Consider the following 23,839-nt stretch of genomic DNA (forward strand, 5'->3'; position numbering starts at 1 on the left):
CATGCCGACCCGAGCACGTGTGCGAGCCGACGCGTGCCCCGGTGTTTTCGCCACTCACGACGCCGCCGACGGCCCGTTGGCGCGGGTCCGCCTGCCCGGCGGTGCGGTATCCGCGGCGCAGCTGCGCGCGCTGGCGGACTGCGCCGAAGCCTGCGGTGACGGCGACCTCCACCTCACTTCCCGCGGCAACGTCCAACTGCGCGGCGTCACGCGCCCGGGCCTCGCGGCGCGGCTGACCGACGCGGGCCTGCTGCCTTCGCCGTCGCACGAGCGGGTCCGGAACGTCCTCGCGTCGCCGTTGAGCGGGCTGACCGGCGGGCTCGCCGACGTCCGGGGTCTGGCGGCCTCGCTGGACTTGCTCCTGTGTTCGACTCCCGAGCTGGCTTCGCTGCCGGGACGCTTCCTCTTCGCCTTCGACGACGGCCGTGGTGACGTCGCCGGTGAAGGCGCCGACGTCTGCTGGCGCGCGACCGGCCCAGCCGAAGGAACCTTGCTGCTCGCGGGCGGGGACACCGGACGGCGTGTTCGTCTGGCCGACGCGGTCTCCGTGCTGATCGACGTCGCGCTGGAGTTCGGCCGGGTGCGCGGATCCGCCTGGCGCGTCGCCGAGCTCGACGACCCGGCCTGGCGCGGGACGCCGGTGCCGCGGGCCGACGTCCGGGTGCCGGTCGGGCTGCTCTCCGGGTCCGCCGCCGGTGTGGTGCCGCGGTTCGGGCAGCTCAGCGCGGCGCAGGCACGCGCATTGGCGGACATCGGACCGGCGCTGGTCACGCCGTGGAAGTCGCTGGTCCTGCCGGACGCGCCCGCCGACGTTTTCGAGCGGCTGGGCTTCGGCGGTGAGCCGCTCGGCACGAGCGCGTGCATCGGCCGGCCCGGCTGCGCGAAGTCGCGGGCCGACGTCCGTGCCGACGCCGTGTTCCGGCCCGGCCTGCGCGCCCATTTCTCGGGCTGTGAACGGCGGTGCGGGAAGCCGTCGCAGTCCCATGTGGACGTTGTCGCCGAAGCCGGCGGCTACCGCGTCGACGGCCGGTGGGTGCCGCTCGAAGAGCTGAAAGGAAAGCTGTGATCGACTACCTGCGGGACGGTGCCGAGATCTACCGGCATTCGTTCGCCACGATCCGCGAGGAGGCGGACCTGGCGATCCTGCCCGACGACGTGGCGGGCCTGGCGGTCCGGATGATCCACGCCTGCGGCATGGTCGATCTGGTCGACGACCTGCGCTACACCCTCGACGTCGTCGAGTCCGGCCGTGCCGCGCTCGAAGCGGGCGCGCCGATCCTGTGTGACGCGCAGATGATCGCCAGCGGTGTCACGCGGCGTCGCCTGCCTGCGAACAACGAAGTCGTCTGCACGCTCTCGGACCCGGGTGTTCCGTCGCTTGCCGAGCGGATGGGCACGACGCGGTCGGCGGCGGCACTGGAGCTGTGGCGCGACAAGCTGCCCGGCTCGGTTGTCGCGATCGGCAACGCGCCGACGGCGTTGTTCCGCCTGCTGGAGATCCTCGACGAAGGGGTCGGCGCGCCCGCGGCGATCATCGGTGTGCCGGTCGGGTTCGTCGGCGCCGTCGAGTCCAAAGTGGAGCTCGCGAAGCAGGCTCCGGCGCCGTATCTCGTGGTGCACGGGCGGCGTGGCGGCAGCGCGATGGCCGTCGCCGCCATCAACGCTCTTGCGAGCGTTGAAGAATGACCGGCACGCTCTACGGCGTCGGGCTCGGCCCGGGCGACCCGGAACTGATGACGGTCAAGGCGGCGCGGCTGATTTCCGAAGCTTCCGTGATCGCCTACCACAGCGCCCGGCACGGCCGGAGCATCGCGCGGTCGGTCGCCGAGCCTTACCTGCGTGCGGGGCAGATCGAGGAGAAGCTCGTCTACCCGGTCACGACCGAGACCACCGACCACCCCGGCGGCTACGAAGGCGCGATCGCCGACTTCTACGAGCTGAGCGCAAAACGGCTGGCTGAGCACCTCGACGCGGGCCGCGACGTCGTGGTGCTCTGCGAAGGCGACCCGTTCTTCTACGGCTCGTACATGTACATGCACGAGCGGCTGTCCGGCCGGTTCCCGGCCGTGGTCGTCCCCGGGGTGACGTCGGTGAGCGCGGCGTCCTCGGTGCTCGGCCGCCCGCTGGTCCAGCGCGACGAGGTGCTGACGGTGCTCCCGGGCACCCTGCCGGCGCCGGAGCTGGCCCGGCGGCTCGCCGACACCGACGCGGCGGCTGTTTTGAAGCTGGGACGCACTTTCGGTTCGGTGCGGGAGGCGCTGGCCGAGGCCGGGAAGCTCGACGACGCGTTCTACATCGAGCGCGCGACCTGGGGGGAGCAGCGGATCGAGCCGTTGGCTTCGGTGGACCCCGAGTCGGTGCCGTACTTCTCGCTGGCTTTGCTGCCTTCGCCGGCTTATGCGTCCCGTCAGGCTCCTGCGGTGGCTCCGGTCCCGTCGGTCACCACCGGTGAGGTCGTGGTGGTCGGCCTGGGCCCGGCCGGTCCGGAGTGGCTGACGCCGGAGGCTCTGGCGGAACTCGAGGCGGCGGAGCACATCGTCGGGTACGGCCCGTACGTCGCGCGGGTGCCGCAGAAGGCGGGCCAGCAACGGCACGCTTCCGGCAACCGGGTGGAGGCGGACCGCGCTGTCGAGGCTTTGTCCTTGGCGGCTTCCGGCGCCCGGGTGGCCGTGGTTTCCTCGGGTGACCCGGGGGTGTTCGCGATGGCGTCGGCGGTGCTGGAGCAGGTTTCTCTCGGCCACGGCGCCGGTGTGCGGGTCCGGATCGTCCCGGGCGTGACGGCCGCGCAGGCGGCGGCGTCCCGGGTGGGCGCGCCGCTGGGGCACGACTACTGCGTGCTCTCGCTGTCGGATCGGCTGAAGCCGTGGGAGATCATCGAGCGCCGCCTGGACGCGGCCGGCGCGGCGGATCTGGTGCTGGCGCTGTACAACCCGGCTTCGCGCACCCGCACGACTCAGCTGGCGGACGCCCGTGGCGTCCTCCTGCGGCACCGTGCTCCGGAGACGCCCGTGGTCGTGGCGCGGGACGTCGGCGGCCCGGAGGAGGACATCCGCATCACGACGCTCGGCGAGCTGGATCCCTCCACAGTGGACATGCGGTGCCTGCTCATCGTGGGCTCGTCCCGCACCCGCGCGGAGAACGGCATCGTCTGGACCCCGCGCAGCTACTAGCGCCCCAATGTGGCCTTCGGTGCGTCTGACGCACCCAAGGCGGCCTTCGGTGCGTCAGACGCAACCAAGGCCGCCTTGGGGCGCTCTGGATCAGCGGGTGGGGTCCTTGCCGTTCGGCTGCCGCGGTCCCGGTCCGGCCGACCACCAGCCCGGCACCGTCTTCTCCCCGTGGACCACCGTCGGCGCGACGCCCTCGGTGAACGGCTCGATCTGCAGCAGCTGGCCCCACGACTGGCTCGGCTGGCCGATCAGGTAACTCGGCACCTCCGGCTCCTCGGCCAGCTCCTCGAGCCAGCCGATCGGGCCGCCGTTGGTCGAGGACGCCCACTCCGCCTCGTCCGCCAGGCCGCCCGCCGTGATGCGGTACTCCGGGACCTGGGAAATCCCGTCGTGGGACGTCACCGGTTGGGCGCACGGGTACACGAACGACGCCGGCCAGTCGATGTACACCGGCTTGGTGCCGATCTTGTCCGTCAGCGTCGTGAACGTCGGCACTCGCGGGGCCGACGCCGCGATCCAGCCGTCCTCGGTGAGGTCGTTGTCCACGATGTTGATGCGGACCGCGTTCGTCTCCGGCGGGAGGTCGCGCAGGTTGATGCGGGTGTCGTTCCAGCCGTTGGTGCCCGAGCCCGGCGGCAGCACGAACTGGCTGCGCAGGATCTTCACGCCCTCCGGGGTGTTGACGCCGTAGTCGAGGCTGACCGACGTCGGCCGCCGCGCGGCGCCCGCCGTCGCCACCACGACCTGGCCGTCCGCGGGCTTCTCCGTCAGGGCGTACCAGTCGCTGCGCAACCGCCCCGCGCGTGTCTCCGGGTCGAGGTAGCTCGACCACATCGGCACGTTCTCCGGGGTGAACCCGTGCGGCGGCTCGGCGAGGGGGTCCTTGTCGTCGACCGGGCGGGTGTGGAAACCGGTCTGGACGCGGCCGTTGTCGCGGTCCGGGTTGGGCAGGGGCGAGTTCTCCGGCGGTTTGGTCTCGTCGGCGACGGTGCGCTGCTCGGACTGCGGGTGCAGGATGCTCGTCGCCGCGTCGCGCTCGACCATCACGTGGTCGGACAGGTTGCAGCTCTTGCCGAACACGTGCCCGACGTTCGCCGCGCCCAGGCTGTAGCTGCCGGCCTGGTTGTGGATCGCCCACGCCATCGTGACGAACTCGCCCGCCGCCACCAGGCCGCAGACCACCACCAGCGACAGCGACCCGAGCCGCAGCGCGCGCAGCCGGCCTTCCTGCACCGGTGGATCGGCGGTGGGCCGGTGCGCGCGGACGTTCTCGACAAACGCGTAGATCCCCGCGATCGCCGCCGCGACCAGCAGGATCGTGGACAGGCCGATGCCGCCGATCGACGGCGCCACGTTGGTCCACTGGACGCCGAGGCGGGAGACGAACCAGTAGGTGTTCGGCCCGGTCGCGGCGAGCGCGCCGACCACCAGCAGCCCGGCCAGGAACGCCGCGCGGTTGCGTTTGGACCGCAGCACCGTCGAGCTGGTCGCGAGTGCGGTGAGCGCCGCCATCGACGCGCCGACCGCGGCGAACGCGCCGAAGTGGTGCGTCCACTTCGTCGGTGTCAGGGCCAGCAGCAGGAAGAACAGCGCGGTGGTGCCGATGAGACGCCGCGCCGGGCCGAGTGACGCGCCGGGGATGCGGCTGCGCCGCAGCAGCATGACGAGGCAGGTGCCGGTGCACAGCAGCACCAGCAGCACCGGGAACCGGCGGGGCGCCGAGCCGTCCGGCAGGCTTTCGAACAGCAGCTGGTAGCGCGCCAGCTCCTGGAACCACGACAGGTTCGGGCCGACCTGGGTGCGGATCCGGGTGGCCTCCTGCACGGTCGCGAAGGTCTGGTCGGCGAACACCACGACCAGCACCAGCAGCCCGGCCGCGGCGACCGGCGCCAGCACCGGCAGCCAGCCGCTGTCGTTCGCGCGCTGGCGGACCAGCTTGAACAGCGGCCGCGCGGCGACCAGGAACGGCGCCACCGCGATCAGCCCGGTCGGCGTCGCGGCCAGGGTGAACCCGGCCGCGGTCAAGCCGAGGCACAGCGGCAGCAGCCGGCGCGTCACCAGCGTGCGTTCCACCGCGCAGATCGCCAGCAGCGAGCCGAGCGCGGCGACCGGTTCCGGGCGGACGCCGTTGTTGTAGGGCATCCACCAGATCAGGAACACCGTCGCCGCGGCCCAGCTGGCCGGGCGGCTGGTGCGGATCTGGGTGCCGAGGCGCGGCATCACCTCGCGGCTGATCAACAGCCAGCTGAGCACGCCGAGCAGGAACGACGGCAGCCGGATCCACGGCGGCACCACGCTGACGTGCGCCATCAGCTCGAAGACGTGGTAGAACCAGCCGAACGGCGCCTCGGCGACGCCGAACCAGCGGTGGTAGTTCGTCAGGAACCCGGTCTGCTCGGTGACCCTGGCCATCGTGAGGATGTAGCCGTCGTCGGAAGTCACCGGGCCGATGAAGACCCACGCGCCGAGCGCGACGATCACCGTGGTGTCCCGCAGCGTCAGCCGCCACCAGCCGACCGGCGCCCAGCGCGGCGCGCGGCGGGCGAAGCCGGAGTCCCGGCGCCAGACCGCGATCATGCAGCCGATCAGCGACAGCACGGCGAGCACGCCGACGCCGATCTTCAGCGCGGTCGGCGAGGTCTGGTAGCGCGTGTCCGGCACGACCGAGACGTGCAGGCCGGCGATCGGGTCCTTGCTCGAGTTGATCGAGGAGTAGATGCCGACGACGCGGGGGCGGACGTCGCCTTCGGCGTGGAACACCGGCGTGCCGGCCACGGCGAGGGTCATCTGCGACGCGTCGACGTCGAGCTCGATGTCGCACTTCTCGGCGGGCAGCGGCTGCTGGACGATCTGCTGGCCCTGGCTGGAGGCGAGCAGCACGCCGTTGTCGACGCGCAGCTGCATGCCGACGCCGTTGCCGGCCTTCGGGTCGGTGCGGCCGTCCGGCACGGTGGCGAACAGCAGGCCCGGGCCGTTCGTGCGGGCGTCCACCGAGCGGATGGCCGCGCAGGGCAGCTCGGCACGCAGGTCCTGGGCCCAGTACCCGGTCAAGGGCGCGTTGACGGAGCGGGTGTCGCTGCCGGTCGGCCAGACGACCTCCGCCGTGTCCTGCACCACCGGCAGGAAGGGGAAAGCCAGCGCGCACAAGGCCGAGAGCAGCCCCAGCGCTACGGCAATCAGACGCATCGGCGCAACGCTAACGGGTCAGAGGTCGGCCGCTGACGCAGCCCCCGGATCGCGCGGGGTGAACCGTCCGTGGTGAACCGCGGCGGTCAGGGGGCGGCGGCTGCGCCAGCCGTGGCGCTCCAGGTCGGGCACGGCTTCGAGCCGGCTGACCGGGCCGACACACAGCCACGCGACCGGCCGGACGCCCTCGGGGACGCCGAGCAGCTCGCTCAGGAACGGCTCGCGGTAGAAGCTGACCCAGCCGACACCGAGGCCTTCCGCGGTGGCGGCTAGCCACAGGTTCTGGATCGCGAGACACACCGAATAGAGGCCGGCGTCGGCGATGGCGTGCCGGCCGAGCACGGCGGGCGCGCCGCGTGCCGGGTCGTAGGTGACGACGATGCCGAGGCTCGCCTTGAGGATGCCCTCGATCTTGATGTTCGCGAAGGTGCTCGCACGGTCTTCGGTGAGCTGAGCGGCGAAGACCTCGCGCTCCTCGTGGACGTGCTTCGCGAACTTCTCGCGGGTCGCCTGGTCGTCGACGAGCACGAAGTCCCACGGCTGGGTGAGCCCGACGCTCGGCGCAGCGTGCGCGGCTTCGAGGATCCGCGTCAAGGTGGCTTCGGGGATCGGCTCGCCGGTGAACTCGCCGCGGACGTCACGGCGCTTGTGGAGGACTTCGTAGAACTCTTCGATCATCGGTTCAGGACCCATTCGACGGCTTCGGGCACGGTCGCGGCGGTCTCCGTCTCGGGCCGCTTCGGCCGGCTGATCAGCAGGACGGGACGGCCGAGTTCACGAGCGGCGGTGAGCTTGGCGCTGGTCTGCGTGCCGCCGGAGTCCTTGGTGACCAGGACGTCGACCCGGTCGAGCAGCTCGCGTTCCGCGGCCACTTCGTAGGGTCCGCGCGCGAGGATCAGCTCGTGGTTGCGTGGCAGCGGCGGCTCGGGCGGGTCGACGCAGCGGATCAGGAACCACAGGTCGTCGAGGTGCGCGAAGGCGGGCAGGCCCTGGCGGCCGCTGGTCAGGAAGACGCGTTTTCCCAGGTCCGGGAGCTTCCGGGCGGCGTCGGCGAGGTCATCGGCCCAGTGCCAGACGTCCTGGGGTCCCGGCTGCCAGCCCGGCCGGGCGAGCCGGAGCAGGGGAGTGCCGGTGAGTTCGGCGGCTTTCGCCGCGTTCGCCCCGATGCGTTCCGCAAAGGGGTGCGTTGCGTCGACGACAGCCTGTACGTCGTTCTCTCGTATCCACGCGGCGAGGCCGTCGACACCGCCGAAGCCGCCTACGCGCACTTCGCCGACCGGGAGCCTCGGTCGTGCGACGCGCCCGGCCAGCGAAGAGACAACGCCGACTTCGCGCGCGACGAGTTCTTCGGCCAGCTTCCGCGCTTCGCCGGTCCCGCCGAGGAGCAGCACCTTCGCCGAGTGCTCGGGGCCGGGTGCAGTCACGAAGTTCGCCCGTAGCCGACCGCTTCGCGCCACCGGTCCAGGGTGCGCAGGTTGGCCAGCGTCTCCGCCCAGGTCAGCTCGGGTGACTGTCGGTCTTCGATGTGCGTGGCCACGTGATCCGCTTCGCGCGCGAAGATGCCTTGTGTCGCTTCGACTTCGATGACCTCCGGCGCCCCGGAGGACGGCGTCAGGATGATCTCCGACGTGCCGGGCGCCCGCAGCGGGTGGATCCACGCCGGCCGCGGCACGTGCAGCTGCCCGCGGGTGCCGAACACGCGGATGCCGTCCTCGCGGGCCAGCCGGATGCCGCACGAGATCGTCGCCAGGATGTCGCCGGGCAGCCGCAGCAGGCCGGTCGCGTACTCGTCGACACCGGCCGCGGACAGCCGCGCCATCCCGCTCACCTCGAGCGGCTCCACGACGTCGACGCCCAGTGCGGCCTGCGCGACCAGCCGGGCCAGCGACGTGCAGTAACAACCGACGTCGAGGATCCCGCCGCCACCCAGCGCCGGGTCGCCGAGCCGCGCGGTCTCGGCCGGGTCGCTGTCGAAGGAGAACGTCGTGTCGACCGCGCGCACCTCGCCGATCGCACCGGCCGAGATCAGCTCCACCAGCCGCCGCGTCTGCGGGTGCAGCCGGTACATGAACGCCTCCATCAGGAAGACGTCGTGCTTGCGCGCGGCGTCGAACACCTCCTCGGCGGCCGCGGCGGTGACCGTCAGCGGCTTCTCGCACAGCACGTGCTTGCCCGCTTCGGCGGCGCGGATCGCCCACTCGCCGTGCATCGGGTGCGGTGTCGAGACGTACACGGCGTCGACGTCCGGGTCGGCGAGGAGGTCTTCGTAGCTGCCGTAGGCGTTGGGGATCTCGAAGCGTGCCGCGAAGTCCCGCGCCCGGTCGCCGGAACGCGCGGCGACGGCGGTCAGCACGCCGTGCCTGCTCTCCTCGACTCCCGCGGCGAAGTGGCCGGCGATGGTCCCGGCGGCCAGCAGGCCCCAGCGCAGTTGCGTCACAACGACTCCGGTTGATTCGCCCGGTCGCGGGCACTCGAATAAAGGAAGCTGTCGGGGAAGCCCGCCGCGGCGAGCACCCGGCCGACGAAGATGGTGGCCGCCCGCGTCATCCCGGCTTCGCGGACCAGCGCCGGCAGTTCGGCGAGCACCCCGCGCACCACGGTTTCGCCGGGCTGGCTCGCGAGAGCCACCACGGCGACCGGGCAGTCGGCGCCGTAGTGCGGAACCAGTTCGCCGGCCACCCGCTCGACGTGGTTGATCGCCAGGTGCAGCGCCAGCGTCGCGCCGGTGGCGGCGAACGCGGCGAGGGTTTCGCCCGGCGGCATCGCCGTCGACCGGGCCTGCACCCGCGTGATCACCAGGCTCTGCCCGATCTCCGGCACGGTCAGCTCCCGGCCGAGCACCGCCGCCGAAGCGGCGAAGGCGGGCACGCCGGGAACGACCTCGTACGGGACTTCGGCGGTGTCGAGACGTCGCATCTGCTCGGCGACGGCGCTGTAGAGAGACGGATCCCCGGAGCACAGCCGCGCGACGTCGTGCCCGGCGCGGTGCGCCACGACCACACGATCGACGATCTGCTCGAGGCTCAGGTTCGCCGTATCGACCAGTTCCGCGTCCGGCGGGCAGTACGCGAGCAGGTCCGTCGGCGTCATGCTGCCCGGGTAGAGACAGACACCACAGCGGCCGAGGACGTCGCGGCCGCGCACGGTGATCAGGTCCGCGGCGCCCGGCCCCGCGCCGACGAAGTACACGGTCACGGGCTGCTCCACTGCGTGACGGTCCGGGCGGGTGTCCAGCCGGTGAACCCGCCGAGCGGCGCGGCGTGCTCGACGGCGATCCGCAGCAGCTCACCGCCCTGCTCGGCGTAAACGTCACCGAGGATCTGCTCGGCCTCCAGCGTGACGCCGTGCGCGACGATCCGGGCGCCGGTGGCCAGGCAGAAGTCCAGCAGGCCCGGCGCGGTCAGGCCGCCGCCGATGAAGATCGCGTCCGGCGCGGGGAGCGCGCTCAGCGAGTCCGGCGCCGGCCCGGTGACCACCTGCAGCTCGGGAACGCCCAGGTCGAGCGCGTTGCGGCCGATCCGCTCGGCGCGTTCGGGGTCCTGTTCGATCGCGATGGCGCGGTTGAGCTCGTGCAGCCGCGACCACTCGATCCCCACGCTGCCGGCCCCCGCGCCGACGTCCCACAGCAGCTCGCCGGGGCTCGGCGCGAGCCGCGCCAGCGCCGAAACGCGCAGGTCGCGCTTGGTGAGCTGGCCGTCGTGCGCGTAGATGTCGTCGGGCACACCGATCAGCGGCAGCGCGGGCCCGGCACACTCGATGGCGTGCACGGTCAGCGGGCCGGCGTCGTGCTCCCAGCCGTCGGAAATCCGCTCGTCCGGGCCGCCGAGGCCGGCCAGCGCGATCAGTTCGCTCTCGCCGTAACCGCGCACGGTCAGCAGGGAACGCAGGGGAGTCACGTCGGCACCCAGCACGAGCACCCGGCGGCCGGGCGCGAGCACCCGCGCGACCCGCGCAACCCCGCGGCCGACCACGCTGACCACCGCGGTTTCCTCGGCGGACCAGCCGAGCCGGGCGCGGGCGAGCGTCACGGAAGACAGCGCGGGCAGGACGTCCAGCTCGTAACCGTGGTTGACCAGCGTGGTGCCGATGCCGGAGAGGAAGGGGTCACCGCTGGCGAGGACGCAGACGCGTTTGCCCTCGTGTTCGGCGAGCAGCGCGTCGAGGCCGGGCAGCAGCGGGCTCGGCCAGGGGTGGGTTTCCACCTCGTCAGGCAGGTACTCCAGCTGCCGGGGTGCGCCGATGACCACGTCGGCGCCGAGGACCAGGGCCTGGGCCTGTTCCGACAGCCCGGACCACCCGTCAGCCCCGATCCCCACCACCGTGAGGCGTGATTCTTCGCGCACGATTTCCCACCCTAAGCGAGGCGGGCGCTGTGCGATGATCGGCCGGTCGCCGAGCTGGAGGAGTGCTGTTGAAGCCGTACCCGTTCACCGCCGTCGTCGGGCTGCCGGACCTGCGCCTCGCGCTGGTCCTCTCCTCGATCTCACCCGCCGTCGGCGGCGTGCTGGTGCGCGGTGAAAAGGGCACCGCGAAGTCGACCATGGTCCGCGCGCTGGCGGGCCTGCTGCCGGGGGTCGACGTGGTGGACGGCTGCCGCTTTTCCTGTGCTCCCGCGGCCCCCGACCCGCTCTGCCCGGACGGCCCCCACCCCGTGGACGCGCCTGCTCACCGGCGCCCGGCCAAGCTGGTCGAGCTGCCGGTCGGCGCGGCCGAGGACCGGGTCATCGGCTCCCTGCACCTCGAACGCGCGCTCGCCGAGGGCGTCACGGACTTCCAGCCGGGCCTCCTGGCCGCCGCGCACCGCGGGCTGCTCTACGTCGACGAGGTCAACCTCCTGCACGACCACCTCGTCGACACACTGCTCGACGCCGCCGCGATGGGCCGCGCGACCGTCGAGCGCGAAGGCGTCTCGGTGTCGCACGCCGCCCGGTTCGTGCTGATCGGCACCATGAACCCCGAAGAGGGCGAGCTGCGCCCGCAGCTGCTGGACCGGTTCGGGCTCACCGTCGAGGTCGCCTCCAGCCGTGACCCGGAGCAGCGGGTCGAGGTCGTCCGGCGCCGCCTGGCCTACGAAGCCGACCCGGACGCTTTCGCCGCGCAGTACGCCGACGAAGACGCCCAGCTCGCGTCGGACATCGAAGCGGCACAACGGCTTCTGCCCGCGGTCAAGCTCCCCGACGACGCGCTGCGCCAGATCGCCGAGATCTGCGCGTCCTTCGAGGTCGACGGCATGCGCGCGGACATCGTCACCGCACGCACCGCGGTTGCGCACGCGGCCTGGGCCGGTCGTGACGAGGTGACGACCGACGACGTCCGTGTCGCCGCGCGGCTCGCGCTGCCGCACCGGCGCCGCCGGAACCCGTTCGACGCGCCGGGCATCTCCGAAGAGCAGCTGGAGCAGGCCCTTCAGGACGCCCAGCCCCCGGAGCCCGGCCCCGAGGACGATGGTCCTGGCTCAGGCTCGACGCCGGACGAAGCCCCGCAGGACGTTCCTCAAGGGGACGCGCCACCGGGGCAACCCCAGCCGCAAAGTGGCGGGCAGCAGAAGACCGTCGGCGCCGGGGAGACGTTCAAGGCGCGCGTGTTCCGCGTCAAGGGCATGGGTGAAGGCGAGCGCGGACGCCGTTCGCGCGCGATCACCGACAGCGGCCGGACCATCGGCGTCCAGCCGCCGAGCGTCCGGGACGGACGGCCGCACCTGGTCGCGACCGTCAAAGCCGCGGCGCCGCACCAGAAGGCCCGCGGCCGCGACGGCGCCGGCCTGAAGCTGCGGCCGGAGGACCTGCGCTTCGCGCTGCGCGAAGGCCGCGAGGGCAACCTCGTGCTGTTCTGCGTGGACGCGTCCGGCTCGATGGGCGCCAAGGCGCGGATGCGCGAGGTCAAGTCCGCCGTGCTGTCGCTGCTGCTCGACGCCTACCAGCGCCGCGACAAGGTCGGGCTCGTCACTTTTCGCGGTGACACCGCCGAACTCGCGCTGCCGCCGACGATCAGCGTCGACGCGGCCGCGTCCCGCCTCGACGGCCTGCCCACCGGTGGCCGGACACCGCTCGCCGAAGGGCTCCTCGAAGCCGCGCGCGTACTGCGTGTCGAGGAGATCCGTGACCCGCGACGCCGTCCGCTGCTCGTTGTCGTCACCGACGGCCGCGCCACCAGCGGCCCCGACGCCGTCGCGCGCGCCCAAGCCGCGGCCGGGCTGCTCACCGGCGTCACGACCGTGGTGATGGACTGCGAAAGCGGCAAGATGCGGCTCGGCCTGGCCGCCGACCTCGCCACCCACCTCGGCGCGGAAAACGTACCCCTGGCCGACGTCGCCGCCGAGTCGCTCGCCGGCGCCGTCCGCGCGCGGACGGGACGGGCCGCCTGATGCCGCAGGGAAAGCCTTCGGCGGTGCCGGAAGACGGGCTGACCACGCGCCAGCGCCGCAACCGGCCGCTGCTCGCCGTGCACACCGGCGAGATGAAGGGCAAGTCGACGGCCGCGTTCGGGATGGCGCTGCGTGCGTGGAACCAGGGCTGGTCGATCGGCGTGTTCCAGTTCGTCAAGTCGGCGAAGTGGCGCGTCGGTGAGGAAGCCGCGTTCCGCGCGCTGGGCAAGCTGCACGACGACACCGGCGAGGGCGGGCCGGTCGAGTGGCACAAGATGGGCGAGGGCTGGAGCTGGGCACGCAAGTCCGGCACCGAAGAGGACCACGCGACGAACGCGCGTGAAGGCTGGGCGGAGATCAAGCGCCGGCTCGCCGCCGAGACGCACGACTTCTACGTCCTCGACGAATTTTCCTACCTGCTCAAGTGGGGCTGGCTCGAGGTCGACGATGTGGTGTCCACTTTGGTCTCCCGGCCCGGGCACCAGCACGTCGTGATCACCGGCCGGTACGCGCCGCTGGAGCTGATCGAGGCCGCCGACCTGGTCACCGAGATGACCAAGGTCAAGCACCCGATGGACGCCGGCCAGAAGGGCCAGCGGGGGATCGAGTGGTAGCGCGGGTGGTCGTCGCCGCGCCCGGTTCGGGGCACGGCAAGACCACGATCGCCGCCGGGCTGATGGCGGCGCTGCGCGAGGCCGGGCACCGCGTGTCCGGGCACAAGGTCGGGCCGGACTTCATCGACCCGAGTTACCACGCGCTCGCGACCGGCCGTCCGGCACGCAACCTCGACCCGTTCCTGCAGGGTGAGGACAAGCTGATCCCGTTGCTGCGCCACGGTTCTTCGGGTGCGGACATCGCCGTCATCGAGGGCGTGATGGGCCTCTTCGACGGCGCTTTGGGCACCGAGGGGTACGCCTCGACCGCGCACGTGGCCCGGCTGATCGACGCGCCGGTGGTCCTGGTGGTGGACGCCTCCGCGGCGTCGCGCAGTGTCGCGGCGACGGTGCTCGGGTTCGCTTCGTACGACACGCGGGTGCGGCTCGCCGGGGTCATCCTCAACAAGCTCGGCTCGCAGCGGCACCGCGACGAGATCGCGTCCGCGCTGGAAGCCACCGGTGTTCCGCTGCTGGGTGCGTTGTACCGCAACGAAGAGATCCACGCGCCGAGCCGGCACCTCGGGCTCGTCCCGGCGGCGGAACGTGCGTCGGAAGCCCAGCACGTGCTCCCGTCGCTGGCCGCGTGGGTGCGCGACGGTGTCGACCTCGAAGCGATCGTGCGGATCGCCTCGGGAGCTTCGAAGCTTTCGGCGCCGCCGTGGGAGCCGTCCGGTGTGGACGGTCCGAAGGTGACGGTCGCGGCCGCGGGCGGCCCGGCGTTCACCTTCCGCTACACCGAGAACATCGAGCTGCTGGCCGCCTGCGGGGTCGACGTGGTCGACGTTGATCCGTTGCGGGACAAGGTTTTGCCCGAAGGTTGTGCCGGGCTGTACTTCGGCGGCGGGTTCCCCGAGGTGCACGCGGCCGAGCTGTCGGCGAACACGGCGTTGCGTGCCGAAGTGGCGTCCGCGATCGAAGGCGGGATGCCGGTGAGCGCGGAATGCGCGGGGCTGCTGTACCTTTGCCAGTCGCTGGACGGGGTGCCGATGGTCGGCGCGGTGCCCGCGGACGCCAAGATGACCGCGCGCGGCAAGCTCGGCTACCGGCGCGCGGTCGCCGTCGAGGACAACCTGCTGGCCACGGCCGGGCAGCGGGTCACCGGGCACGAGTTCCACCGCACGGAAGTCACGCCGTCGCACGGCGCTTCGGCGGCCTGGGGCTGGGATCGGCAGCTGGACGGCTTTGTGTCGCCGACGCTGCACGCGTCCTACCTGCACGTCCACTGGGCCGGGTATCCCGAGCTGGCCCACCGGTTCGCCGCTCGGGTCCGCGCTCATGCGTGACTACGACCTGCACCACCACGGTGACCGCGAGGTCGGGCCGGGGCTCGTGGACCTGGCGGTGAACGTGCGGCTGCCGCGGCCGCCGTCCTGGTTGCGGGCCGAGCTGGCGTCCGCTTTGGACACTCTCGCAGCTTATCCGTCTTCGGCCGAGGCGACTCGTGCGGTGGCTTCGCGGCACGGACGTCTCCCGGAAGAAGTCCTGGTCACCGCGGGTGCCGCGGAGGCGTTCACGCTGCTGGCGTCGGCGTTCCGGCCGCGCCGTGCGGTGGTCGTGCACCCGCAGTTCACCGAGCCGGAGGCCGCACTGCGAGCCGCCGGGCACGAGGTTTCGCGGGTGATCCTGTCCGAAGCGGACGGTTTTGTGCTCGATCCGGCGCTGGTGCCGGCGGACGCGGACCTGGTGTTCGTGGGCAACCCGACCAACCCGACGTCGGTGCTGCACCCGGCGGCGTCACTGGTTTCGCTGGCCCGGCCCGGACGGGTGCTGGTTGTCGACGAGGCTTTCCTGGACGCGGTGCCCGGCGAGAGCGAGAGCCTCGCTTCCGGGGTGCCGGGTGTGGTGGTGCTGCGCAGCCTGACAAAAACATGGGGGCTGGCCGGGCTGCGCGCGGGGTACGTGCTCGCCGAGCCGGCGGTGATCGATCGGCTGCGTGCGGTCCAGGTGCCGTGGTCGGTGTCCACCTTGGCCGGAGTCGCGACGGTGGCGTGCTGTCGCCCGTCCGCCGTGGAGGAGGCCGAGAAGCTGGCGATCGCGGCGGAGGCCGACCGCGAATACCTGGTGTCCGGCTTGACGTCGGCCGGGGTCGACGTCCTGGGCGACCCGCGCGGCCCGTTCGTGCTGGTGCGGATCCCGGGTGGGGCTTCGCTGCGGACTCGGCTGCGGGAGGCGGGTTACGCGGTCCGCCGGGGTGACACGTTCCCGGGTCTCGGGCCGGACCACCTGCGCCTGGCCGTCCGGGACCGCGCGGTGACCGATGCGTTCCTGGCCGCGTTGCGCGGACTTCTCTAAACACCGACAGGGGGCTGTCGCCACCGCCGTCGAGAGTGGGCGGAGCCGGGAAGTTCCCGGTGTGGCAGCGAAAGGAACACCATGCCCGGATTCAACGACGTCGCCTGGTTCGAGATCGGCTCCGACGACCCGGCGGCCGCCGAACGGTTCTACGGGGACGTCTTCGGCTGGACCGTCGCGCAGGACGACACGGCGAGCACCGACACCGCCTACCGCGTGATCAACACCGGCGGCTCGCGCGGTGGCCTGTTCACCGGGACCGAGAACTACGCGATCTTCAGCGTGCTGGTCGAGGACGTCGACGCCGCGTGCCGGCGGGTCGAAGCCGCCGGGGGGAAGGTGCAGCGGCCGCCCGCGGTGAACCCGGTCGGGGTGACCTTCGCGCACGTGCTCGACCCGGCCGGCAACCACTTCTCGGTGTTCACACCGCCGCAGGTCAGCTCAAGCTGAGCTGCTCGACCACGCCGTACGGGATGTCGAGGTCCTCGCGCCGCAGCGGGCGGGGCGGGGGCACCTCGGCCGTCACCGAAACCGAGACGATCCGGTCGGTGCGGAAGACCCGCACGCTCTCGCGCAGCCGGCACCAGGCCACCAGGTACCAGTGCTCCGGCTTGCCGACGTACCCCAGCGGCTCGATCTCCCGCCGCGTCACGGCGCCTTCGCGGTCGCCGTAGCCGATGCGCAGGACGCGGCGCGTGACGAGTGCGTCGGCGAGCTCTCGCGGCATCGACGGCGGCGCACCCGCGTCGGTGAGCAGGTGGACGCGGGCGGCGAGTGCCCCGGCCGCGGCGGCGTCGTCCTTCTGCATCGCCGCGATGAGCTTGCGCAACGCCGACGCCGCGGTGGCGCGGAACGGCGTGCCGTCCAGCTGCCGCAGCGCGAGCGCCATCGCGACGGCCTCGCCCGGCGTCAGGTTGACCGGCGGCAGGGTGCGCGCCTTGTCGAGGCAGTACCCGCCGGTGCGGCCCGGCTCGGCGTAGATCGGTACGCCGGACTGCTGCAGCGCGCCGATGTCCCGCTCGACGGTGCGCGCGCTGACCTCGAACCGCCCGGCCAGCCACCGCGCACTCCGCGGCCGCGGCGAGACGGCCCGCAGTTCTTCGACGAGCGCGTAAAGACGATCGGTCCGGTTCACGAGCCGCACTCTAGGCGCGGGGTACGACAGTTTCGGCTAGTCGCAGAGCCGCTTGAACTCGGTCGCGCCCGGGCGCAGCCGGAACCGGACCTCGTGGCCGTGGTAGTCGCGGAAGACCGCGGAGCCCGGCGCGTCGAGCGTCATGGTGCCTTCCTGGTAGGGATTGTCCCAGTCGGCGGGGGCGCTCTGGGCCGGGCCGACCAGCGGAGTCTCGGCCTCGTAGAACTGGATGCCGATCTTCGCTTCGTCGACGCCGCAGTGCGTCAGCAGCGCGAAGTTCGGCAAGGACACGACGGTGGGGGTGGGCAGGGGCACCACGGCGGGCGGCACGGGCTGGGCTGCCAGGACGACGATGACCCCGGCGGCGAGCACCGTCGCGGCCGCGGCCACCAAGGGCCCGGCCAGTCGTCGCCGGGGCGCCGGGGCCGGCGCGGGCTCGACGTCGACGGTGTCGGCGAAGGCGTGGAAGGCCTGCCGCAGGCGGTTTTCGACCTCGGTCATCGGAGTTCTCCTTCCAGCTTCGCGAGCGCACGGGACGCGCAGGTCTTGACGGTGCCGCGCGAGACACCGAGCGTCTCGGCGATCTCGGCTTCGGACAGGCCGGACCAGTACCGGAGCACGAGCACCTCCCGCTGTCGCCGCGGCAGCCGTCGCACGGCGGCCAGCACCTCGCGGTGTTCCTCCCCGAGCAGGGCTTCGGCGTCGGCGGGCGGTCCGTCGTCCGGCTCGGCCTTGTGATGCCTTCGCCGCAGCGCCGCGCGCCGCTGGGCGGACCGGGCGCCGTTGACCACCGAGACGCGGAGGTAGCCGCCCGCGCCCGCGGGATCGTCGAGCGGCCAGCGCCGGAAGAGCGCGACGAAGGCGTCCTGCACGACGTCCTCGGCGAGCCCGCGGTCGCCGAGCAGCAGCACGGCCAGCCGGACCAGGCCGGGGCGGTGGGCGTGGAAGAGTTCCGTCAGGTCGACGGCGGGGTCGGCGCGCAGGGGGTCCCTCCTCGGCGTTCACCTGGTACACGCCGGGCGGGGGACCTAGGTTGACAAGGCCACCAGCGCGGCCGCGACGCCGGCTTCGACCCCCGCCCCGAGGACGTCGCCAGTGACGCCGCCGAGTCGTTGCGTGCACCTCCACAGCAGTGCCGCGGCGACGACGTAGGCCAGAAGTACGGCGAGCGGCCCGCGCCAGAGGGGCGGCCCCGGGACGAGGGTGGCCAGCCCGCCCGCGGCGAGCGCCACGGCTGCGGCGGCGATGCGGGGGACGGAGCCCGCTACGGTGGCGCCGAGGCCTTCCGGCCGCGCCGAGGGGACGCCTCGCGCGCAGGCCATCGAGAGTGTGCAGCGCCCGATCAGGATTCCCGCGCCGGCGGCCGCGATCCCGTGCCCGGCGGTGATCGCTCCCGCCAGCGCGCCGACCTGGACCAGCAGGACGAATACGAGCGTCGCGACCCCGGTGGGCCCGGAGTCGCCGCGGCGCATGACGTCGAGGGCTTTGGCACGGTCGTAGGAGGCGCCGAGGCCGTCGGCGGTGTCGGCGAGCCCGTCGAGGTGCAGGCCGCGGCTGCCGAGCGCGACGGTGCCGAGGGCGAGAGCCGCGGTGGCGAGCGCGGGAAGGTGAAGGGCCTGCCCGGCGGCGACGATCAGCGCGGCCGCTGCGGCGAGAGGGAGAGCGGCGAGGGGTGCGAGCAGCATGGCGCGGCCGGCGACGTGGCGGTCGATGGTGCGGGGGGCCGGGACGGGGACCGTGGTCAGCGTGCCGACGGCCATCCGTGCGGCGTCGATCCAGCGGTTCACGCTTGGCCCGGCGAGGTTGTTCCGGCGGCGGCGGCCGGGTCGGGTCCGCTTCGAGCGGAGGTCAGACGGAGCTTGCGCGGGTGCCAGGTCTCGCTGAACGCACCAAAGGCCGCCTTGGGGCGCTGCCCGCATGCACCGAACGCCACATTGGGTGCGTCAGACGCACCCAATGCCACATTGGGTGCATCGAACGCACCCAATGCCACATTGGGGCGCTGCCTGCATGCACCGAACGCCACATTGGGGCGCTGGGCGTATGCACCGAAGGCCACTTTGGGTGCGCGGGACGCAACGAAGGCCGCCTTGGGTGCGTGAGACGCAACGAAGGCCGCCTTGGGTGCGTGAGACGCAACGAAGGCCGCTTTGGGGCGCTGCCTGCATGCACCGAACGCCACATTGGGTGCGTCCAACGCACCCAACGCCACATTGGGGCGCTCGGGACCAGCCCTCACGCCAGGTCCGCCAGCAAACCCATGTCCGCCAGGATCGCCCGCGCCGCCCGCAGCGTCGGGACGGCCTGCACCGCCCCGCTTCCCTCGCCGAGCCGCAGCCCGAAGTCCAGAATCGGCTCCAGCCCCAGCGCTTTCAACGCGAACGCCTGCGACGGTTCCGTCGAGCGATGCCCGGCCAGCCACCACTGCTCCGCCCCCGGCGCGATGTCCCGCGCCACCAAGGCCGCCGCACCCGAGAACACGCCGTCCAGCAGCACGGGGATCCCGCGCACCGCCGCCTCGACCAGGAACCCCGCCGTCGCCGCGATACACGCGCTGCCCAGGGCCGTCAGCCGCTCGAACGGGTCCGCCACCCGGCCCGAAGTCCGCGCCAGAGCCGCCGAGACCGCCGCCGTCTTGCGAGCCAAGCCGGAAGCGTCCACCCCGGTGCCCGTGCCGACCACCTCTGCCGCCGGCAGGCCCAGCGAAGCCGCGACCAGCGCCGCGCACATCGCCGTGTTGCCGATGCCCATGTCGCCCGGGATCAGCACGTCCGCGTCGGCCTCCTCGAGCGCGATCGCGCGGCCCGCTTCGAACGCCGCCTGCGCTTCACCTGGCGAAAGGGCGTCCTCGACGTCGATCGAGCCCGAGCCGCGGCGGATCTTGTGGGCCGTGACCGAGGCCGGTACGTCCGCGCCGTCCCAGTCGACGCCGAGGTCGGCCACCCGCACCTGCGCGCCGACCTGGGCGGCCAGCACGTTCACGCCGCTCTTCCCGGCCAGGAACACGCGCACCATCGCCGCGGTGACCTCGCGCGGGTACGCCGAAAGCGCCGACACGCCGTGGTCGCCCGCGAAGACGACCACCCGGACGTCGTCCAGCGGGCGCGGGGGGACGCTCCCGTGCGCCGCGGCCAGCCAAGCGGCGATCTCCTCGAGCCTGCCCAGCGAGCCGAGCGGCTTGACCAGGCCGTCGAGCCGCTCCTGCGCGGCGGCGCGGGCGGTGGCATCGGGCACGGGAACGTCGAACACGAGCGCCTCCTACAGGTCGAGCGCCCGGCCCGCGACGACCAGCACGACCCGGTCGGCGTCGGCGGACACCCGGTTGTTCAGTGCGCCCAGCACATCACGGAACAGCCGGCCGGACGACGTTGCGGGCACCACACCGCTGCCGACCTCGTTGCTGACCGCGACCACCGGCACCCGCGCCGCGGCCCACGCGGCGAGGAAGTCCTCGAGTCGGTCGTCCAGCCGGTGCTCCCAGCCCGGCTTCTCCCGCCACGCGCCGACGTCGTCCAGCACTCGCGAGAGCCAGGTGCCGAGGCAGTCGATCAGCAGCGGTTCGGTCGCGGTGCGCAGGGTGCCGGCCAGGTCGGTGGTCTCGACGGTCTTCCAGCGCGACGGCCGCCGTGCCTGGTGCGCGGCCACCCGCGCCGCCCATTCGGGGTCGTCGTCACCCGCGGGCAGGCCGGGCGCGACGTAGACGAGGTGCGGGTGGCGGGCGACGAGCCGTTCGGCGTGCCGCGACTTCCCCGAGCGGACACCGCCGAGGACGAGCACCTTTCCTTCGTCGCGTCCGTACCGGCGGAGCGCTTTCGCCAGGTTCTCGAGGTACCCGGCTAGCCGGTGCGTCAGCTTGGTCATACCGGGCATTGTGGTGCACGCGCTAACGTGCGCCACGTGCCACTCCGTCTAGGGACAACCGCGGCCGGACTCGTTACCGGATATGTCGCCGACACCCTGTTCGGCGACCCTCGTCGGGGGCATCCGGTCGCCCTGTTCGGAACGGCCTCGGCCCGCCTCGAACGCCGCATGTGGGCGGATTCGAAGCCGCGCGGAGCCGCGTACGCGGGGTTGTGCGCCTTCAGTGCTGTCGGGCTCGGCGTCGCGCTTCAGACTGCGACGCGGCGAAGTCCCTTCGCGCGCTTCGCGGCGACTGCCGTCTGTACGTGGGTAGTGCTCGGCGGACGCGGTCTCGCGGCCGAAGGGAGCGAAATGGCCCGGCTGCTCGAAGCGGGCGAAGTACCCGAAGCGCGTCGGAGGCTCTCGCACCTCTGCGCGCGCGACGCGACGACGCTCGACTCCGCGGAGCTGACGCGCGCGGCCACCGAGTCGATCGCGGAGAACACCTCGGACGCCGTGGTCGCGCCGCTGTTCTGGGGTGCGGTCGCCGGGCTGCCCGGCCTCCTCGGTTATCGCGCGCTGAACACGCTCGACGCGATGGTCGGCTACCGCTCACCGCGCTACCGCCGGTTCGGCTGGGCCGCGGCCCGCGCGGACGACGTGGTGAACCTGGCGCCGTCCCGGATCGGGGGAGCGCTCACGGCGTTGTGCGCGCCGCTGGCGGGCGGCCGGGCGCGCAGTGCCTGGCGCGTCTGGCGCCGCGACGGCGGCCGGCACCCGAGCCCCAACGCGGGCCAGGTCGAAGCCGCGTTCGCGGGGGCGCTCGACATCCGCCTCGGCGGGACGAACAGCTACGGCGGGGAAGTCGAGAGCCGTGCCCGGCTGGGCGAGGGACGGGATCCCGAGCCGGTCGACCTGAGGCGGGCGGTGCGGTTGTCCCGGCTGGTCGGCATCGCCGCGGTGGCAGCCGCCGCGATCGCAGCCCCCGCCACTCCCTGGGGGGCGTCCCCTGTCCAGTTTATCGGCTCTCCCCGGGGCAAAAGCCCCGCTCGGCGATCTGTGGACAACTCCGGTGCCGCGCTCGCGGCTGTGGACAACGTCCGATGAACGGCCTCCTCGTTGCCGGTACCACGTCCGACGCCGGGAAGAGCCTGGTCACCGCCGGGATCTGCCGCTGGCTGGCGCGTCGCGGGGTGCGCGTCGCCCCTTTCAAAGCGCAGAACATGTCCAACAACTCCATGGTCTGCGCCGATGGTGCCGAGATCGGCCGCGCGCAGTGGCTTCAAGCCCGCGCCGCCCGCGTGGAACCCGAAGCGGCCATGAATCCCGTGCTGCTCAAACCCGGCAGTGACCGCCGCAGCCACGTTGTCGCGCTCGGGAAACCCTTCGGGACCCTCGAAGCCGGGGAGTACGCCACCGGGCGGGCCGGGCTGGCCGAGATCGCCTTCGGCGCCTTCCAGGACCTCAGCACCCGCTACGACGTCGTCGTCTGCGAAGGCGCCGGCAGTCCCGCCGAGATCAACCTCCGCGGTGGCGACTACGTCAACATGGGCCTCGCGCGGCGCTTCGGCCTGCCGGTGCTGGTCGTCGGCGACATCGACCGCGGCGGCGTCATGGCCGCGATGTTCGGCACCCTCGCCCTGCTCTCCGCCGAAGACCAAGCGCTCGTCGCGGGCTGGGTGGTCAACAAGTTCCGCGGTGACGTCGGCCTGCTGCGCCCGGGCCTGGACAGCCTCGAGAAGGTCACCGGCCGGCCCGTGCTGGGGGTGCTGCCGTGGCTCGACCGGGTGTGGATCGACTCCGAGGACGCCCTCGCCGCGGCGGGCTGGCGCCGCGAGACCCATGGCGGCGGCCTGCACGTGGCGGTGGTGCGCTTCCCGCGCGCGTCCAACGCCACCGACGTCGACGCGCTCGCCGCCGAGCCCGGCGTCACGGTGACGCTCACCGCCGACCCGGACACCGTCGCGGCGGCGGACGTCGTGGTACTGCCCGGGTCGCGGGCCACCGTGAACGACCTCGCCTGGCTGCGGGAACGTGGCCTCGACACCGCGCTGGCCGCTCGCGCGGGGAAGCCGGTCCTCGGCATCTGCGGTGGTTACCAGATGCTCGCCGAGTCCATTGTGGATGACGTCGAAAGCGGCGTGGGCGAGGCCCGGGGCCTCGGTCTGCTCCCCGCACGAGTGACGTTCGCCCAGGAGAAGGTGCTCGCCCGCCCGTCGGGCGAATGGCGGGGCACCAAGGTGGACGCCTACGAGATCCACCACGGCTCGGTGACCGCCACGGCAGCCTGCGAGTCCTTTTTGGACGGCATCAGAGCCGGCGCGGTCTGGGGCACGATGTGGCACGGCGCCTTCGAAAACGACGCCTTTCGTCGCGCGTGGCTCACCGAAGCGGCGGCCCAGGCCGGCCTGGGCTGGACCCCGGCGCCGGACGCCCCGGGTTTCGCCGACCTGCGTGAGGACATGCTGGACAAGCTGGCCGACGCCGTCGACGAGCACCTGGACACGGCGGTGCTGCTGACCCTGCTGGAGCGGGGCGCGCCGAAGGACCTGCCGTTCGTCCCGCCCGGCGCGCCTTAGGGGCGGAGACCGTCGACGATCACCGTGACGACCTTGCGCGCCCGCGCGTCCCACTCCGATTCGGGGATCCGCGACAACGCGCCCAGGAGCAGGATGACGTCGGCGGCGTCGATCTCGCCGCGCACCTCGCCGGCGGCCTTTCCCTGGTCCAGCAGCATTTCGAGCGCTTCGTCGAGCCGGTGGTGGTGGTCCGAGTAGAGGTCGTGCCACGCCGACGCCTCGATCGCCGCCATCACTCCGCGTTTGACCCGCGCGTACTCGACCAGCCGCTCCATCCAGCGGGTCAGCGCCTGCAGCGGGGGATGCTCGGCCAGCAGCGGCGCCACGGCCTCGACCAGCTGGGTCAGCTCGTGCCGGTACACCTCCGCCAGCAGGTGCTCGCGGGTCGGGAAGTGCCGGTAGAGGGTGCCCTGCCCGACCCCCGCCGCCTTGGCGACGCGGTGCAGCTTCAGGTCGGCGGCCGCGCCGTTGGACTCGCTCAGCTCGGCCCGCGCGGCCTCGACGACCCGGTCGCGGTTGGCGACCGCGTCCGACCGGCGCTCACGACCCGTCACTGGTTCCCTCTTCGCTAGGTGGACAGTTGTCCGGTACGGTGGAGCCGGTAACCGGACAGGTGT

The 23,839-nt window shown here is 72.7% G+C and carries 23 protein-coding genes; 10 read left to right on the forward strand and 13 right to left on the reverse strand.

Features of this window, described 5'->3' with window-relative positions; genetic code table 11:
- Position 1 precedes the first annotated feature (1 nt).
- The 3 genes from ACIA5G_RS46300 to ACIA5G_RS46310 are packed head-to-tail and all read left to right on the forward strand — an operon-like array spanning position 2 to position 3,170.
- Complete coding sequence (locus ACIA5G_RS46300) at positions 2–1,066, forward strand: precorrin-3B synthase (RefSeq protein WP_395935543.1); 1,065 nt, start codon at positions 2–4, stop codon at positions 1,064–1,066.
- The gene (locus ACIA5G_RS46305; RefSeq protein ID WP_395935545.1) at positions 1,063–1,686 is read left to right on the forward strand and encodes a precorrin-8X methylmutase; all 624 of its coding nucleotides are present in this window, start codon (positions 1,063–1,065) and stop codon (positions 1,684–1,686) included. The genes ACIA5G_RS46300 and ACIA5G_RS46305 overlap by 4 nt, the downstream gene beginning before the upstream one ends.
- Positions 1,683–3,170, forward strand: coding sequence for a precorrin-2 C(20)-methyltransferase (locus ACIA5G_RS46310; protein WP_395935547.1), 1,488 nt, complete (start codon positions 1,683–1,685; stop codon positions 3,168–3,170). Before ACIA5G_RS46305 ends, ACIA5G_RS46310 begins: the two co-directional genes overlap by 4 nt.
- Positions 3,171–3,260: 90 nt before the next feature.
- On the opposite strand, the gene ACIA5G_RS46315 is transcribed toward ACIA5G_RS46310, so the two are convergent.
- Genes ACIA5G_RS46315 through cbiE form a run of 6 tightly spaced genes read right to left on the reverse strand, consistent with a single transcriptional unit; the run spans position 3,261 to position 10,699 of the window.
- Positions 3,261–6,356, reverse strand: a complete 3,096-nt coding sequence (locus ACIA5G_RS46315) for an arabinosyltransferase domain-containing protein (RefSeq protein WP_395935549.1) — start codon at positions 6,354–6,356, stop codon at positions 3,261–3,263.
- Between the two features lie 18 nt (positions 6,357–6,374).
- The gene (bluB, locus tag ACIA5G_RS46320) at positions 6,375–7,034 is read right to left on the reverse strand and encodes a 5,6-dimethylbenzimidazole synthase (RefSeq protein ID WP_395935551.1); all 660 of its coding nucleotides are present in this window, start codon (positions 7,032–7,034) and stop codon (positions 6,375–6,377) included.
- Positions 7,031–7,780 carry a cobalt-precorrin-6A reductase gene (locus tag ACIA5G_RS46325; RefSeq protein WP_395935553.1) on the reverse strand — a complete coding sequence of 250 codons (750 nt, stop codon included), beginning with the start codon at positions 7,778–7,780 and terminating at the stop codon, positions 7,031–7,033. The genes bluB and ACIA5G_RS46325 overlap by 4 nt, the downstream gene beginning before the upstream one ends.
- Positions 7,777–8,793: a Gfo/Idh/MocA family protein gene (locus ACIA5G_RS46330; protein ID WP_395935555.1), complete on the reverse strand. Its 1,017-nt coding sequence runs from the start codon at positions 8,791–8,793 to the stop codon at positions 7,777–7,779. The genes ACIA5G_RS46325 and ACIA5G_RS46330 overlap by 4 nt, the downstream gene beginning before the upstream one ends.
- Complete coding sequence (gene cobM, locus ACIA5G_RS46335; protein WP_395935557.1) at positions 8,790–9,551, reverse strand: precorrin-4 C(11)-methyltransferase; 762 nt, start codon at positions 9,549–9,551, stop codon at positions 8,790–8,792. Before cobM ends, ACIA5G_RS46330 begins: the two co-directional genes overlap by 4 nt.
- On the reverse strand, positions 9,548–10,699 hold the full coding sequence (cbiE, locus tag ACIA5G_RS46340; RefSeq protein WP_395935559.1) for a precorrin-6y C5,15-methyltransferase (decarboxylating) subunit CbiE: 1,152 nt from the start codon (positions 10,697–10,699) through the stop codon (positions 9,548–9,550). The genes cobM and cbiE overlap by 4 nt, the downstream gene beginning before the upstream one ends.
- 68 nt (positions 10,700–10,767) lie before the next feature.
- Between cbiE and ACIA5G_RS46345 the strand changes: the two genes are divergently transcribed.
- From ACIA5G_RS46345 to ACIA5G_RS46365, 5 genes are all read left to right on the forward strand, one after another.
- Complete coding sequence (locus tag ACIA5G_RS46345) at positions 10,768–12,720, forward strand: putative cobaltochelatase (protein WP_395935561.1); 1,953 nt, start codon at positions 10,768–10,770, stop codon at positions 12,718–12,720.
- Entirely contained in the window at positions 12,720–13,334 is a 615-nt protein-coding gene (gene cobO, locus ACIA5G_RS46350; RefSeq protein WP_395935563.1) for a cob(I)yrinic acid a,c-diamide adenosyltransferase, read from the forward strand. The genes ACIA5G_RS46345 and cobO overlap by 1 nt, the downstream gene beginning before the upstream one ends.
- Positions 13,328–14,659, forward strand: coding sequence for a cobyrinate a,c-diamide synthase (locus ACIA5G_RS46355; RefSeq protein WP_395935565.1), 1,332 nt, complete (start codon positions 13,328–13,330; stop codon positions 14,657–14,659). Before cobO ends, ACIA5G_RS46355 begins: the two co-directional genes overlap by 7 nt.
- On the forward strand, positions 14,652–15,668 hold the full coding sequence (gene cobC, locus ACIA5G_RS46360; protein WP_395935567.1) for an Rv2231c family pyridoxal phosphate-dependent protein CobC: 1,017 nt from the start codon (positions 14,652–14,654) through the stop codon (positions 15,666–15,668). Before ACIA5G_RS46355 ends, cobC begins: the two co-directional genes overlap by 8 nt.
- A gap of 81 nt (positions 15,669–15,749) precedes the next feature.
- Positions 15,750–16,118: a VOC family protein gene (locus ACIA5G_RS46365; protein WP_395935569.1), complete on the forward strand. Its 369-nt coding sequence runs from the start codon at positions 15,750–15,752 to the stop codon at positions 16,116–16,118.
- Here the strand turns inward: ACIA5G_RS46365 and ACIA5G_RS46370 are convergent.
- The 6 genes from ACIA5G_RS46370 to ACIA5G_RS46395 form a co-directional block, all read right to left on the reverse strand.
- Positions 16,105–16,803, reverse strand: a complete 699-nt coding sequence (locus tag ACIA5G_RS46370) for a helix-turn-helix transcriptional regulator (RefSeq protein ID WP_395935571.1) — start codon at positions 16,801–16,803, stop codon at positions 16,105–16,107. The two genes, ACIA5G_RS46365 and ACIA5G_RS46370, sit on opposite strands and share 14 nt — an antisense overlap.
- Before the next feature lie 36 nt (positions 16,804–16,839).
- Positions 16,840–17,304, reverse strand: coding sequence for a hypothetical protein (locus ACIA5G_RS46375; protein WP_395935573.1), 465 nt, complete (start codon positions 17,302–17,304; stop codon positions 16,840–16,842).
- Positions 17,301–17,786, reverse strand: a complete 486-nt coding sequence (locus tag ACIA5G_RS46380) for a SigE family RNA polymerase sigma factor (protein ID WP_395935849.1) — start codon at positions 17,784–17,786, stop codon at positions 17,301–17,303. Before ACIA5G_RS46380 ends, ACIA5G_RS46375 begins: the two co-directional genes overlap by 4 nt.
- Before the next feature lie 45 nt (positions 17,787–17,831).
- Positions 17,832–18,563, reverse strand: a complete 732-nt coding sequence (locus tag ACIA5G_RS46385; RefSeq protein ID WP_395935851.1) for an adenosylcobinamide-GDP ribazoletransferase — start codon at positions 18,561–18,563, stop codon at positions 17,832–17,834.
- Positions 18,564–19,038: 475 nt separating this feature from the next.
- A complete protein-coding gene (gene cobT, locus ACIA5G_RS46390) occupies positions 19,039–20,052 on the reverse strand; it encodes a nicotinate-nucleotide--dimethylbenzimidazole phosphoribosyltransferase (protein WP_395935575.1) in 1,014 nt (337 codons plus the stop codon).
- Positions 20,053–20,061: 9 nt separating this feature from the next.
- Positions 20,062–20,664, reverse strand: coding sequence for a bifunctional adenosylcobinamide kinase/adenosylcobinamide-phosphate guanylyltransferase (locus ACIA5G_RS46395; protein ID WP_395935577.1), 603 nt, complete (start codon positions 20,662–20,664; stop codon positions 20,062–20,064).
- Between the two features lie 36 nt (positions 20,665–20,700).
- Between ACIA5G_RS46395 and ACIA5G_RS46400 the strand changes: the two genes are divergently transcribed.
- Together ACIA5G_RS46400 and ACIA5G_RS46405 are read left to right on the forward strand one after the other, a co-directional pair.
- A complete protein-coding gene (locus tag ACIA5G_RS46400) occupies positions 20,701–21,750 on the forward strand; it encodes a cobalamin biosynthesis protein (protein ID WP_395935579.1) in 1,050 nt (349 codons plus the stop codon).
- Positions 21,747–23,222 (forward strand): cobyric acid synthase, encoded by a 1,476-nt coding sequence (locus ACIA5G_RS46405; RefSeq protein ID WP_395935581.1) that lies wholly within the window; start codon positions 21,747–21,749, stop codon positions 23,220–23,222. Before ACIA5G_RS46400 ends, ACIA5G_RS46405 begins: the two co-directional genes overlap by 4 nt.
- On the opposite strand, the gene ACIA5G_RS46410 is transcribed toward ACIA5G_RS46405, so the two are convergent.
- A complete protein-coding gene (locus ACIA5G_RS46410) occupies positions 23,219–23,776 on the reverse strand; it encodes a TetR/AcrR family transcriptional regulator (protein ID WP_395935583.1) in 558 nt (185 codons plus the stop codon). The genes ACIA5G_RS46405 and ACIA5G_RS46410 overlap by 4 nt on opposite strands.
- Positions 23,777–23,839 lie beyond the last annotated feature (63 nt).

It is taken from the genome of Amycolatopsis sp. NPDC051758, from assembly GCF_044453095.1.
GTDB lineage: Bacteria > Actinomycetota > Actinomycetes > Mycobacteriales > Pseudonocardiaceae > Amycolatopsis.